The 14,085-nt window shown below is 71.8% G+C and carries 10 protein-coding genes and 1 pseudogene; 9 read left to right on the top strand and 2 right to left on the bottom strand.

The window, feature by feature from the left end:
- Window positions 1-82 precede the first annotated feature (82 nt).
- The 9 genes and pseudogenes from ACZ6TB_RS06530 to ACZ6TB_RS06490 form a co-directional block, all read left to right on the top strand.
- Window positions 83-808 (top strand): annotated as a pseudogene (locus ACZ6TB_RS06530) (helix-turn-helix transcriptional regulator); the annotation flags it as partial.
- A gap of 78 nt (window positions 809-886) precedes the next feature.
- Entirely contained in the window at window positions 887-2,308 is a 1,422-nt protein-coding gene (sufB, locus tag ACZ6TB_RS06525; protein WP_465551297.1) for a Fe-S cluster assembly protein SufB, read from the top strand.
- A gap of 3 nt (window positions 2,309-2,311) precedes the next feature.
- Window positions 2,312-3,451 carry a Fe-S cluster assembly protein SufD gene (gene sufD, locus ACZ6TB_RS06520; protein WP_465551295.1) on the top strand — a complete coding sequence of 380 codons (1,140 nt, stop codon included), beginning with the start codon at window positions 2,312-2,314 and terminating at the stop codon, window positions 3,449-3,451.
- On the top strand, window positions 3,448-3,780 hold the full coding sequence (locus ACZ6TB_RS06515) for a non-heme iron oxygenase ferredoxin subunit (protein WP_465551293.1): 333 nt from the start codon (window positions 3,448-3,450) through the stop codon (window positions 3,778-3,780). The genes sufD and ACZ6TB_RS06515 overlap by 4 nt, the downstream gene beginning before the upstream one ends.
- Complete coding sequence (gene sufC, locus ACZ6TB_RS06510; protein ID WP_465551291.1) at window positions 3,777-4,538, top strand: Fe-S cluster assembly ATPase SufC; 762 nt, start codon at window positions 3,777-3,779, stop codon at window positions 4,536-4,538. The genes ACZ6TB_RS06515 and sufC overlap by 4 nt, the downstream gene beginning before the upstream one ends.
- 2 nt (window positions 4,539-4,540) lie before the next feature.
- Window positions 4,541-5,770, top strand: a complete 1,230-nt coding sequence (locus tag ACZ6TB_RS06505; RefSeq protein WP_465551289.1) for a cysteine desulfurase — start codon at window positions 4,541-4,543, stop codon at window positions 5,768-5,770.
- A complete protein-coding gene (gene sufU, locus ACZ6TB_RS06500; protein ID WP_465551442.1) occupies window positions 5,767-6,222 on the top strand; it encodes a Fe-S cluster assembly sulfur transfer protein SufU in 456 nt (151 codons plus the stop codon). Before ACZ6TB_RS06505 ends, sufU begins: the two co-directional genes overlap by 4 nt.
- The gene (locus ACZ6TB_RS06495; RefSeq protein WP_465551287.1) at window positions 6,219-6,689 is read left to right on the top strand and encodes a metal-sulfur cluster assembly factor; all 471 of its coding nucleotides are present in this window, start codon (window positions 6,219-6,221) and stop codon (window positions 6,687-6,689) included. Before sufU ends, ACZ6TB_RS06495 begins: the two co-directional genes overlap by 4 nt.
- Before the next feature lie 45 nt (window positions 6,690-6,734).
- On the top strand, window positions 6,735-7,490 hold the full coding sequence (locus tag ACZ6TB_RS06490; RefSeq protein WP_465551285.1) for a maleylpyruvate isomerase family mycothiol-dependent enzyme: 756 nt from the start codon (window positions 6,735-6,737) through the stop codon (window positions 7,488-7,490).
- A 101-nt stretch (window positions 7,491-7,591) separates the two neighbouring features.
- Here the strand turns inward: ACZ6TB_RS06490 and ACZ6TB_RS06485 are convergent, their stop codons facing one another.
- Entirely contained in the window at window positions 7,592-8,287 is a 696-nt protein-coding gene (locus tag ACZ6TB_RS06485; protein WP_465551283.1) for a histidine phosphatase family protein, read from the bottom strand.
- A gap of 311 nt (window positions 8,288-8,598) precedes the next feature.
- Window positions 8,599-14,028 (bottom strand): AAA family ATPase, encoded by a 5,430-nt coding sequence (locus ACZ6TB_RS06480; protein ID WP_465551281.1) that lies wholly within the window; start codon window positions 14,026-14,028, stop codon window positions 8,599-8,601.
- Window positions 14,029-14,085: the final 57 nt, after the last annotated feature.

Below are 14,085 nucleotides of genomic sequence, written 5' to 3'. Positions count from 1 at the left end.
CGGGCACCCGCGCGAGGGCGGTGGCCTGGATCACCGGGGAGTCGGTTTGCAGCCTCCGGCGGAAATACGTAACGTTGGCGTAGTGAAAAACGAGGTGCTGATCGGGAGCGGGGCGGTGGCGTCGGCCAGCGCGTCCGACGGTCGCACCCGGGACCGGGTCGCGCAACTGCTGCTCGAGCGGGGCGCGGCGACTGCGGCCGAGCTCGGGGCTCAGCTGGGGCTGTCGCCGGCGGCTATTCGCAAGCATCTGGACGCGATGCTCGCCGAGCGGCTGGTGGAGACCCGTGAGGTCCGTCACCAGGGGCCGCGCGGGCGGGGCCGGCCGGCCAAGGCGTTCGTGCTCACCGCGGCCGCCCGCGAGTCCTTTCCGCATTTCTACGACGGCATCGCCACCGCGGCCCTGCGCTGGATCGCTCAGCGTGGCGGGCCGGAGGCGGTCAGCGAGTTCGCGGCCGCTCAGGTCGCGGCCCTCGAGGAGCGGTGCCGGCAGGCGATCTGCGAGGCCGGCGACGACCCGATCTCGAGGGCGGAGGCGCTCGCCGAGGCGCTGACGGCCGAGGGCTACGCTGCCAACGCGACCACGATCGCGTCCGGCGGGCAGCTGTGCCAGCACCACTGTCCGGTGGCTCACGTGGCTGCCGAGTTTCCCCAGCTGTGCGACGCCGAGACCGAGGTCATCTCGCGGCTCATCGGCACCCACGTGCAGCGTCTCGCCACCATCGCGCACGGCGACGGGGTGTGCACGACGCACATCCCCGGACCGGCGCGCGAGAAGGCCGACTCGCGAACAACCGACACGCGAACAACCGGCACGCGAACGACCAGCACGCGAACGACCAGCACGCGAACAACCACGCACGCGAACAACCACGGTTAGGACAGATAGATGACCGACCAGATCGTCAGCCAGGAAGAGCATCTCGCCGCCCTGGGCAAGTACGAGTACGGCTGGGCCGACGCCGATGTTGCCGGCGCCGCGGCGCAGCGCGGTCTGTCCGAGGCCGTGGTGCGGGACATCTCCGGGAAAAAGAACGAGCCCGAGTGGATGCTCAACCTCCGGCTCAAGGGCCTGCGGTTGTTCGACCGCAAGCCGATGCCGTCGTGGGGCGCCGACCTGACCGGGATCGACTTCCAGAACATCAAGTACTTCGTGCGCTCGACCGAGAAGCAGGCCGCTTCCTGGGAGGACCTGCCCGAGGACATCAAGGCCACGTACGACCGGCTGGGCATCCCCGAGGCGGAGAAGCAGCGCCTCGTGGCCGGTGTCGCCGCGCAGTACGAGTCCGAGGTGGTCTACCACAAGATCCGTGAGGACCTCGAGGAGCAGGGTGTCGTCTTCCTCGACACCGACACCGCCCTCAAGCAGCACGAGGACATCTTCAAGGAGTACTTCGGCACCGTCATCCCGGTCGGCGACAACAAGTTCGCCGCGCTGAACACCAGCGTGTGGTCGGGCGGGTCGTTCATCTACGTGCCGAAGGGCGTGCACGTGGAGATCCCGCTGCAGGCCTACTTCCGGATCAACACGGAGAACATGGGCCAGTTCGAGCGGACCCTGATCATCGTGGACGAGGGCGCCTACGTGCACTACGTCGAGGGCTGCACCGCGCCGATCTACTCGTCGGACTCGCTGCACTCCGCGGTCGTCGAGATCATCGTGAAGAAGAACGCCCGCTGCCGGTACACGACCATCCAGAACTGGTCGAACAACGTCTACAACCTGGTCACCAAGCGCGCCACCTGCGAAGAGGGCGCGACCATGGAGTGGATCGACGGCAACATCGGCTCCAAGGTCACGATGAAGTACCCGGCGGTCTACATGACCGGCCCGCACGCCAAGGGCGAGGTGCTCAGCGTCGCGATGGCCGGCGAGGGCCAGCACCAGGACGCCGGCGCCAAGATGGTGCACGCCGCGCCGTACACGTCGAGCACGATCGTGAGCAAGTCGATCGCGCGGGGCGGCGGCCGGACGAGCTACCGCGGCCTCGTGCAGGTCATGGAGGGTTCTTCGCACTCGAAGAGCACCGTCAAGTGCGACGCACTCCTTGTCGACACCATCTCCCGGTCGGACACCTACCCTTACGTCGACATCCGCGAGGACGACGTTTCGATGGGTCACGAGGCGACCGTGTCCAAGGTCAGCGAGGACCAGCTCTTCTACCTGATGAGCCGGGGCCTGACCGAGGACGAGGCGATGGCGATGATCGTGCGCGGCTTCATCGAGCCGATCGCCAAGGAGCTCCCGATGGAGTACGCCCTCGAACTGAACCGTCTTATCGAACTGCAGATGGAAGGCGCGGTCGGCTAAGCAATGACCACGGAAACTTTGAGTGCGGCCCCGCCCAGCACCAAATCGCAGGTGCTGCGCTCGTTCGACGTCGCCGACTTCCCGGCCCTCAACGGCCTGGAGGAGGAGTGGCGCTTCACCCCGCTCAAGCGGCTCGGTGCGCTGGTCACCGCCGCGAAGCTGGACGGTGTCGCGCCGGTCGTCGAGCACGGTGAGCTGCCGACCGGCGTCACGGTCGAGCACGCCGAGACGGCGGACGCGATCCTCACCCCGTTCGACCGGGTCTCGGCGCTGGCCTACGGCTCGGCCGACGGAGTCACGCTGATCGAGGTGGCGCCGGAGACCGAGGTCGCCGAGGCGGTCGTGATTCGGGTGGTCGGTAAGGGCGGCGATGCCGCCGCGGCCCGGACGGTGGTCACGGTGGGCGCGTTCGCCAAGGTCACCATCGTTCTGGAGCAGACGGGTACGGCCACCCTGGCCGACAACGTCGAGGTGGTGATCGGCGACAGTGCGCACCTGACGTTCGTGACCCTGGCCGAGTGGGACGCCGGCGCGGTGCAGGCCCAGCACGTGAAGTTCCGGGTCGGCAAGGACGCCCGGGTGCAGCACGTGCAGGTGGCCCTGGGCGGCGACCTGGTCCGCCAGTACACCAGCGTCGAGTACGCCGGCCGCGGCGGCGACGCCGAGCTGTGGGGTCTGTACTTCGCCGACACGGGGCAGCACTTCGAGCACCGTCAGCTGGTCGACCACGCCGTGCCGGACTGCCGCAGCTACGTCGGCTACCGCGGGGCGCTGCAGGGCGCGTCGACGAAGACCGTCTGGGTCGGCGACGTGTTGATCCGCGCCACGGCCACGGGCACCGACACGTACGAGATCAATCGGAACTTGATCTTGACCGACGGGGCGATCGCGCACTCGGTGCCGAACCTGGAGATCGAGACCGGCGAGGTGACCGGCGCCGGCCACGCGAGCGCGACCGGGCGTTTCGACGACGAGCAGCTGTTCTACCTGATGGCCCGCGGCATCACCGAGCACGAGGCCCGCAAGCTGGTGGTGCGCGGCTTCTTCGCCGAGCTGGTCAACAAGATTCCGGTCGAGGAGCTGCGCGAGCGCCTGGGCGACGCCATCGAGGCACGGCTTGCGGAGTTCGAGGGCAAGGCGTGAGTTTCGAGCTGGTCGGCTCGTCGGCCGACGTCGCGAAGGGAACGTCGATCTCGGTGGAGGTCGACGGTCTCGAGATCGCGATCGTTCATGCCGACGACGACAACTTTTACGCCGTACGGGATGAATGCAGTCACGCCGCCGTGGCGCTCTCCGAGGGTGAGGTCGACGGCTGCACGCTCGAGTGCTGGCTGCACGGCTCGCGCTTCGACCTGCGCACGGGCGAGCCCACCGGTCTTCCCGCCACCGAGCCGGTGGCCACCTTCGCCGTCGAGATCCGCGACGGTGACCTCTACGTTTCGACCACACCGAGCAATGGAGTAAATCCGTGAGCACCCTGGAGATCCGCGACCTGAAGGTGTCGGTGAAGCTGCCCGAGGGCGAGCTGAAGCCGATCCTGTCCGGTGTCGACCTGACGGTCAAGGCGGGCGAGACCCACGCGATCATGGGGCCGAACGGCTCGGGCAAGTCGACGCTGGCGTACTCGATCGCGGGCCACCCGAAGTACCAGATCACCGGCGGCTCGGTGACCCTGGACGGCAACGACGTGCTGGCCATGACCGTGGACGAGCGCGCCCGGGCCGGCCTCTTCCTGGCGATGCAGTACCCGGTCGAGGTTCCCGGCGTGTCGGTGGCGAACTTCCTGCGTACCGCCAAGACCGCGATCGACGGCGAGGCGCCCAAGCTGCGTACGTGGGCGGGCGAGCTGAAGTCGGCGATGGAGAAGCTGCAGATGGACCCGGCGTTCGCGCAGCGCAACGTGAACGAGGGCTTCTCCGGCGGTGAGAAGAAGCGGCACGAGATCATGCAGCTCGAGCTGCTCAAGCCGAAGGTGGCGATCCTCGACGAGACCGACTCCGGCCTCGACATCGACGCGCTGCGCGTGGTGAGCGAGGGCGTGAACCGGGTGCGCGAGACCGGCGACACCGGCCTGCTGCTGATCACCCACTACACCCGCATCCTGCGCTACATCAAGCCGGACTTCGTGCACGTCTTCGTGGCCGGCAAGATCGTGCAGGAGGGCGGGCCGGAGCTGGCCGAGCAGCTGGAAGCCGAGGGCTACGAGCGCTACGTGGGCGCGCGGGTCTGACCATGACCTTCGACGTGGCCCGGATCCGGGCGGACTTCCCGATCCTGTCGCGGGAGATCAACGGGCACCCGCTGGTCTACCTGGACAGCGCGAACACCTCGCAGAAGCCGGCGCAGGTGCTCGAGGCCATGCGGGTGCACCACGAGCGGCACAACGGCAACGTGTCCCGCTCGGTGCACACGCTCGGCACCGAGGCCACGACGGCGTACGAGGAGGCCCGCGCCAAGGTCGCGGCCTTCATCAACGCCGGCACCCCCGACGAGATCGTCTTCACGAAGAACTCGACCGAGGCGCTCAACCTGGTCGCGCATTCGGCCGGTCAGTACCTGGCGCTGAAGCCGGGCGACGAGATCGTGATCTCCGAGATGGAGCATCACTCCAACATCGTCCCGTGGCAGCTGCTGGCCGAGCGGACCGGCGCGACGCTGCGGTGGTTCGGCATCACGGACGACGGCCGGCTTGACATTTCGGACATTTCCGGCCTGATCAACGAGCGCACCCGTCTGGTGTCGGTCGTGCACATGTCGAACACGCTGGGCACGATCAACGACGTGTCGCCGATCGTCGCGCGGGCCCGCGAGGTCGGCGCGCTGGTGGCGCTGGACTGCTCGCAGTCGGTGCCGCACCTGCCGGTCGACGTGCGCGGGCTGGGCGCGGACTTCATCGCGTTCACCGGGCACAAGATGCTCGGGCCGACCGGCATCGGCGTGCTCTGGGGGCGGTTCGACCTGCTCGCCAAGATGCCGCCGTTCCTGGGTGGCGGCTCGATGATCGAGACGGTCACGATGGCGGGCACGACGTATGCGGCGCCGCCGGCCCGGTTCGAGGCGGGGACGCCGCCGATCGCCGAGGCGATCGGACTGGGCGCGGCGGTGGATTATCTGAGCGCGCTGGGCGTGGAGGCGGTCCATCAGCACGAGCAGGACATCACCGCGTACGCGCTGAAGGCCCTCAGCGATGTGCCCGGTGTGCGGATCTTCGGGCCCGCGACGCCGGAAGGCCGTGGGGGAACGCTCTCGTTCGCCGTGGACGGGGTGCACCCGCACGACGTGGGTCAGATCCTGGACGCGCTCGGTGTCGAGGTGCGGGTGGGGCATCATTGCGCGAAGCCGACCTGTGCCCGGTTCGGGGTGCCGGCGATGACGCGGGCGTCGTTCTACCTCTACACGACGACGGACGAGATCGACGCGCTGGCGCGGGGGCTCGACCAGGTGCGGAAGGTGTTCGGCTGATGCTCGACGGGCTGTATCAGGAGATCATCCTCGACCACTACAAGAACCCGCACGGCCGTGGGCTGCGGGATCCTTACGCTGGTGAGGCGCATCATGTGAACCCGACGTGCGGGGACGAGATCACCGTACGCGTCACCGACGACTTTTCCGATATTTCGTACGATGGGGTAGGTTGCTCGATCTCGCAGGCGTCCGCCTCGGTCCTGCACGAGTTGCTGGTCGGGAAGTCGGCGGCGGAGATCGGCGCGATTCACGAGGCGTTCGTGCAGCTGATGCAGGGGCGCGGTCAGGTCGAGCCGGACGAGGATGTGCTCGAGGACGCGGTGGCGTTCGCCGGGGTGGCCAAGTTTCCGGCCCGGGTCAAATGCGCGCTGCTGCCGTGGATGGCCTTCAAGGACGCGGCGGCGCGTGCGGGTGTGGACGTGGGCGTGAGCCCGGAGGTGAAGGCATGACTGACAACGTTACCGACGAGACTCCCGCCTGGCTGGCCGAGGAGCGGGCGGCGGCCGGCACCGCTTCGGATGCGCCGGACGTGGACCTGAATGCAGCCGCTGCTGCTCCTGCTCCTCCTTCTCCTTCCGGCGGCCCGGTGAGCAAGGCCTCCGTCGATGACATCGAGGAGGCGATGAAGGATGTCGTCGACCCCGAGCTCGGCATCAACGTGGTGGACCTCGGTCTCGTGTACGGAGTGTTCGTCGACGACGACAACGTGGTGACCCTGGACATGACGCTCACCTCGGCCGCCTGCCCGCTCACCGACGTGATCGAGGACCAGACGCGGTCGGCGCTGACCACCGGCCCCGGTGGCGGCCTGGTGCAGGACTTCCGGATCAACTGGGTGTGGCTGCCGCCGTGGGGCCCCGACAAGATCACCGACGACGGTCGCGAGCAGCTCCGGGCGCTCGGGTTCAACGTCTAGCTCTTCGGTCTCTTTCTGTCGTACCCCGGTGGTAAAAACCGAGGCATGACCGACACACCGCCGTTTCCCGAGCTCCTGACCCTGATCGACGAGAGGTCGGCGGCCCTGCGTGGGGCCGCCGGCCTCGCTTCGTCTCTGGAGGCCCGGGTGCCGGGCTGCCCCGACTGGTCGCTGACCGACCTGATCACCCACCTCGGCGAGGTGCAGCGCTTCTGGGCCGTCGCGACGAGCCAGGCCGACACGTCCGGCCCGCCCACCCCCGAGCAGCGCGGCGACACCGCCCCCTCGGGCGACCTGCTGACGTGGTTCGGCGAGTCGACCCGGCTCCTGATCGACGCCCTGCGCGCGGCCGGCCCCGACCGTCCCGCGTGGACGTGGTGGGAGTCCTCGGGCGCCCCCATGACGGCCCGGGCGATCGCCCGTCACCAGGTGCAGGAGGCGGCCGTCCACGCGTTCGACGCGCAGGAGGCGGCCGGCAAGCCCGAGCCGCTCCCGGCCGCCATCGCCGTCGACGGCGTCGCCGAGTTCCTCAGCGTCGGCCTGTCCTCACTCGGCGCGTGGCCCCACCGCCCGGCGCGGGTCGCCTTCACCGCCACCGAGGGCCCGTCCTGGCTGGTCGACCTGTCCCCGACCGGCGTCCACTTCGACCCGGCCGCGAGCGGCGAGCCCGTGACCACCCTGCACGGCTCGGCCAGCGACCTGGTGCTGGCCCTCTACAAACGCATCCCCTACGACCAGCTCCGCGTGGACGGCGACGCGTCGGTCCTGGCCGAGCTGACCACCTGGTCCGACACGGAATAGGCGCGCCTGTCGTGATGCCGCCGCCCGCTCGGTCGGGCGGCCGGATGCCGCCGGGTGGGTTGGCGGCGCGGTAGCGGACCCGTCCGCGTGGCGCCGCTGAGTCAGGCGGCGGGGAGGTGGTCGACGGCGTTGTAGCGGACCAGTTCGAGGCGGCCTTCCCGGGCCAGGAACTGGGAGATCGAGGCGTTCCGGACCGTGCCCTCGGCGCGTTCCATCGCCATCACCTCGTCCCAGGTGAGGTGCTCGATGACGGCGCGCATCATCAGGACCACGGCGTCGTGGGCGACGACGACCACGCGGGCGCCGGGGTGGGTGCGGTTGAGGTCGGCCAGGAAGCCGGCCAGGCGGGACTCGACGTCGGCGAAGGACTCGCCGCCCGGTGGGGCGTAGCGGTACTCGCCGGCCTCGGCGCGGCGGTCCGCCTCGGCGGGGAAGCGCTGGGCCACGGCGGCGTGGGTGAGCAGCTCGAGGTCGCCCATCAGGCGGTCGACCAGGCGATCGTCGGTGACCGGCGCGGGCAGGTCGAGCCCGGAGGCGTCGGCGGCGATCCGCCAGGTCTCCCGCGCGCGCAGGTAGGGCGACGTGATCACCACCGTCGGGCGCTGGCCGGGCGGGAGGTCGGACAGCCAGCCGCCGACCGCCGCGGCCTGCTTCTCGCCGATCTCGGTGAGGGGCACCTCGGCGTCGCGGCCGCTCACCTCCGCGTCGAGGAGGCCGCGCTCGTTGGCATGCTGGAACGCGACGTTGGCGAGGCTCTGGCCGTGCCGGACGAGGATCAGTTCGCTCACAAGGCTCACCGGCCAACCCTATCCACGGCCTTCGGGGGGAGGCGGCGTTCGCGGAGGGCGGCGGTCCTTGGGGTGGCGGTAGTTGCGGGCGCGGCTTCAGGAGGTGGCCGGCGGCCTTGTGGAAACGCGCGGGCTGCGGGCCGAGGCCTTCGGGGGTTGGTGGCGGCCACGGGGACGGCGGGGGCTGGGGGCCGAGGCCTTCGGGGGTTGGTGGCGGCCACGGGGACGGCGCGAGCTGGGGCGCTGCTTCCGGGGGAGGGGGCGGCCGCGGCGTGGGGAGTGGGCGGGGCGGAACTCGGGGGTGGGGGACGGGCACGGCTTCAGGAGGAGGCGGCGGCTGCGGCGTGGGGAGTGGGGGCGGGGGTGGGGAAATCGGGGACGGGCATGGTCAGCTCGAAGATGGAACCGTGGCCGGGGGCGGGGCGGTAGCCGACGTCGCCGCCGTTGGCTCGGGCCAGCTCTCGGACTATGTAGAGGCCCAAGCCTGTGCCGGGGACCTTGGTGGCGGTGCGGTCGGCTCGGGCGAAACGGTCGAACAGGCGGGACTGGAAGTCGGGCGGGACGCCGGGGCCCTGGTCGCGGACCTGCACGGTGATCGCGGGGGCCACGGGGGACGGGGCCGCCTCGATGGTGGTGGCGCCTCCGCCGTACTTGGCGGCGTTGCTGATCAGGTTGGTCAGGATGTGGTCCAGGTGGCCGGGCTGGACGGCGGCCACCAGGTCGGGCGGGCAGTCCACGCGGACGCCGGTGGTGGCGGTGGCGGCCAGCGCCGCGTCGATGTGGTCGGCCACGCGGGTGGGGCGGGGGATCGCGGTGAGGCGACCGGCGTCGATCTGGACCAGGGCCAGGACCTCGTTGACGATCGTGTCGAGGCGCTGGGCGCTTCGGTGGATCTTTGCGATCAGCTCCTGGATGGGCGGCGGGACGTGGTCCTCGGTGAGGGCCAGGTCGACGTACCCGAGGATCATCGCCAGCGGGTTGTTGATCTCGTGGCCGAGCATGCCGATGAGGTCCGCCTTCAGGCGGTCGGCGGACTCCAGCTCGCGGTGGCGCTCGGCCAGCTCCAGGTGGGCCGCGTCGCGGGCGGCCTCGGCCGCCCTTCGTGCGCTTATATCCTGGAAAATGGTCATCAGGTGGTCGGGGCGGCCCGTGGCGTCGCGGACGGCCGAGACGGTGACGTGGGCGTCCATGGTGGTGCCGTCGGCGCGCCGCACCGAGAGCTCGCGGCTGATCTGCGGCAACCGGTCGGCGATGACGGCGGCCAGGTCGCGACGGTGCGACTCGCGGTCGGGGTCGCCGAAGAGGTCGGTCAGCCGGGTGCCGGCCAGGTCGCGCCGGGCGGTGCCGGTCATCGCCAGGAACGCGGGGTTGGCCTCCTCGATGCGGTCGTCGGTGCCGTGGATGACCTGGCCGACGGCGGCGTGCTCGAAATGGGACCGCAGCCGCCGCTCGCTGTCGGCCAGGCGGCGGTTGGTGGCCGCGAGGTCGGCGGTGCGAGATCGGACCGTGCTCTCCAGCGAGTCGTAGAGGATCGCGTTGTCGAGCGACACCGCCAGCTGGCCGGCGATGAGCCGGACCGTCTCGAGCCGGTCGGTCGAGAAGACGCCGCGCTGGCGCCGGTTCTCCAGCACCAGCAGCGCCCGGGCGAGGTTGTGGCTGGGCACCGGCACGACCAGCAGCGAGCAGGTGTCGAGCCCGGCCAGGCTGGGGTCGCGGGCGAACCGGTCGTCCCGGGTGGCGTCGGCGACCAGCAGCGGCTCGCCGGTGCGCAGCGCGTAACGGACCGCGGAGAGCGGCAGCCCGGAGTGCTCGGCCGCCTCCAGGTCGGGAAGCGGGAGGGCGCCGACGGGCGCGCCGGCTACGGATGACACGTACCAATGCGAGGTTTCCCGATTTTGCAGCACCAGATGGGCGTCGGTGGCCCCGGTCATCGCGCCGAGCAGGTCGCCGACCAGCTCCTGGAGGCCGGCCAGGGTGGTCTGCGAGCTGAGCGCCTGCGACGCCCGCAAGATCGCCATGAGGTCGATGCCGGGCGAGCCGGCCGGCGCCGGACCGGTGAGGGCGGCGGTGGTACGCAGGAACGGGTGGGCGTTCTCCAGAGCGGTCACCTTGCCGTCGGCGCCCCAGCGGCGGTACGCGTCACGCGCCTCGGCGAGCAGCGCATGTCCGACGTGGACGAGGCCCTGCCCGAGGTGGAAGACCCCGGCCCGCTCGGCGAGCAGCGCCCGGTGCCAGGGCCGCCCGTCCACCTCGTCCAGCCCGGCGTCGAAGTGCACGGCGGCCAGGGCCGGCTCGCCCAGCGCCCACGCCCGCTCGGCGTCGACCAGGTGCAGCAGCGGCCGGAAGTTCCGGGGCGCCTCGTCGGCCCGCCGGGCCAGCCACTCGCGGGTGGCGCCGAGCTCGTCCACGACCGACCGGTCGCCCCGGCGGCAGCGGGCCGCGAGCGAGAGCGCCCACGCCACCCGGGCCAGCGCCGACACGTAGAACCCGCGCATCGCCCGCTCGTGCCCCATGGCCGCGGCCGCGTGCTCGTGCAGGGCCACCTCGTCGCCGAACAGCAGCGCGGCCAGCGCCCGGTTGGTGTGATAGGTCGCGAGCCCGGGTTCGTAGCCCGCGATCGACTCGCGATACTCATCCTCGTCGAACGAGAAGGACGAGAAGGTCGAGAACGACCCCGGCGCCGCCGTCTCGCCGCGCATCGCCATCACGAACCGCTGGTAGCCGACCATGGTGAGCGCCGGGAAGCGGCTCCCGGTCTGCCGCGCGAACGCGAGCACGGGCGTGAGCTCCTCGGACAGCGTGTCGAGGGTCTCCGCGCCGTCCAGGGTGACGGCCAGCAGACGTACGGCCAAAAGCGTCGCCACCTGGACGTCGCCCGCCGAGAGCAGGTCTTCCCGGGCCTGTTGCGCCGTGTCGGCGATTTGTTCGAGCGGCTCGAACCAGTGCGCGGCCAGGCACAGATGCATGTACTGCGCGACCGCCGCCTCGGCCAGGTAGCCGCGCTCGAGCCCGACCGCCACCGTGTTGCGGGTGATCAGGTAGCCGGCGCGGTAGTCGTTGCGCTGGTCGATGGTCACGCAGATGGCCGCGCCGAGAGTGCCGACGAACGGTGGGCAGACGCCGTGCCGTACCCACAGCTCGTGCGCCTCGATGACCAGCCAGGCGTGCAGCAGCGGGTCGACCTGGAACGCCGGCGCGAGCAGCCGGTTGATGACCCGGCCGGTGACCACGATGCGCGGGTCGGTGGTCTCGGTGTCCGGCCGGTCGGCCCAGCGGTAGAGGCCCTCGAGGTGCGTGTCGACCCAGCGGGCCAGGTCGTGCGGCGGCACCAGGCCGAGCCGGCGCAGGATGCCGAGGCCCAGCTCGATCGCGGCCGGGGTGGCGCCGCGCTGGGCGAGCCCGTTGATCTGGGTGGTGCTCGCCCCGGCCAGCGTGACCAGGTCGGGGGAGCGGCCGACCAGGTCGCGGTAGACGACGTCGGCCTCGTCCAGCCGGCCGAGGCAGTAGAGCACCGCGTGCCGCTCGACGGCGACCGCGTCCCGGATCGGCCGGGCCTGGCCGCCGGCCGCCGCCGCGAGGCCCTCGGCGCAGGTCAGCAGCTCGTCGGCGACGGTGAAGTTGGTGACCTGGACGGCCCGCCGGGCGGCCGCGTACAGCAGCGCCGCCGCCGTCCGCCGCTCCCGGGGCGTCTCGATCCGGCCGGCCACCGCGAGGTACTGCTCGGCGGCCTCCTGGCGGGTGTCGTCCCGGTCGGCGAGCCGGCGGCCCAGGGTGAGCTGGAGCCGGTCGCGATCGTCGGCCGGCATGTCGTCGCGCGCCGCCCGCAGGATCAGGTCGTGCCGGAACCGCAGGCCGGACCGGTCGGCGACGATCATGCGCTCGGCGATCGCGGGCGCGAGGTGCTGGACGAGCCGGGGCTCGGGCATCCGGACGGCGGCGGCCAGCATCGCGCGCGGGGCGTCGCCGCCGAGGCAGGCCAGCGCGGTCAGCACCCGGCGGGTCGGTTCCGGCTGCTGGCCGATGCGGGCCGCGAGCAGCTCGGGCACCCGGTTCCGGGCCAGGAACGCGCGGACCTCGGCCGGGTCCCAGGACCAGCCGTTGCCGGCGAGCGTGAGCAGGCCGTCGGCGCGCAGGGCGTTGAGAAGCTCGACCGACGCGTACGGGTTCCCGCCGCCACCCGCGAGCAGCAGGCCGGCGAGCCCGGCCGCGGCGGCCGGCGGCATCGACAGGACGGCCCCGACCAGGTCGGCCAGGCCGTCGCCGGCGAGGCCGTCGAGCCGCATCGGCGGGGCGGCGTCGCCGTCGCGTTCCCAGCGGGCGGCCAGCGGCGCCAGCGCCTGGCCGGAGTCGGAGGGGTCGCGATAGGTGGCCACGACGAGCAGGCCGGGAATCGGGCCGGCCGACACGATGGCGTCCATGACCCGCAGCGACGCGCTGCTGGCCCAGTGCAGGTCGTCGACGGCGAGCACGAGCGGGCGGCGCTCGGCCACCGCCCGCAGCAGCGCCACGATCGACGGCCAGAGCCGCCCGCCGACCGTGCCCGGGTCGTCGGAGACCGGTTCGGGCCGTTGGCCGAGCAGGATGCCCATCTCGGGGATGACCTCGGCGAGGAGCGCCGCGTTCGACCCGAGCGCGGCGGTCAGCCGCTGCCGGTCGGCGGCCATCTCCGGCTCGGGCTCGGCCAGCAGCCGGCGGGCCAGGTTCTGCAGGGCCCGCCGGATCCCGCCGGTGCTGGTGCCGGTGCGGAACTGGTCGTACTTGCCGGTCACGTACCAGCCGCCGCGCCGCGTGACGATCGGGCGCAGGGCGGTGACCAGGGCGCTCTTGCCGACCCCGGGCGGGCCGCCGACCAGCACCAGCGGGCCGCCGCCGGACTGCGCCCGGTCGAGGGCCCCGGTCAGCCGGCGCAGCTCGCGGTCGCGGCCGACCAGGTGGTCCGGGCCGGTCAGCACGGCCGGGAAGTCGCGTTCGCCGAGCCGCCACGGCACGTCCGGGCCGGCGTCGAACCGGGCCAGGTCGTGGGCCAGCGCCTCGGCGCTCTGGTAGCGGCGGTCGGGGTCCTTCTCCAGCAGCCGCAGGATGATCGCGCCGAGGGGCCGGGGCAGCCGCGGTTCGCGGTCGGCGGGCGACACGGGGACCCGGACCAGGGTGTCGCGGATCAGCTCGAGCGGGTCGTCGCCGGGGAACGGCGGCTCGCCGGTGGCCAGCGTGTAGAGGGTGGCGCCGAGCCCGTACAGGTCGGCGCGGCGGTCGACCGGCAGCCGGATCCGCCCGGTCTGCTCGGGCGGCAGGTAGCCGAGCGTGCCGATCGGCTCCTCCGGCGGCGCGTCGCCGGGGATTACCAGCGCGAGGTCGAAATCGATCAGCATTGGCGTCCCGGCGGCGGTCAGCACGACGTTGGCCGGGGTGATGTCGCGGTGCAGCACGCCGGCCCGGTGCACGGCCGCGACGGTGCCGGCGAGTGCCCGGGCGACCTCGACGAGGCGGCTCACCGGCAGACGGGCGGCGCCGGGCGCGTGGCCGCCGTCGTCGGCGAGAACGAGCGTCTGCCGGGGCTGGCGGGCGGCGAGCCGGGGCACGCCGGGGATGCCGTCCAGTCGTCGCAGCACGGCCCGCTCGTGCTCGACGCGCCGGACGGCTCCGGCGCCGGTGGCGCGCTTGCACACGACGCTGCCGTCGTCCCCGGGCTGGCGGGCGACCTGCGTCCGGTCGCTGCGGTACAGCAGCTCCTCGCCCATAAATCGGATCATGCCACTTAAATGATGATCCTTCTCTTTTCGACCAATAGGCCAGGGGCCGGGAAACGG

The organism is Actinoplanes sp. NPDC051537 (assembly GCF_055586105.1).
Note: the sequence above shows the minus strand (reverse complement) of the source record. Positions and strands in the feature narration are given on the sequence as shown.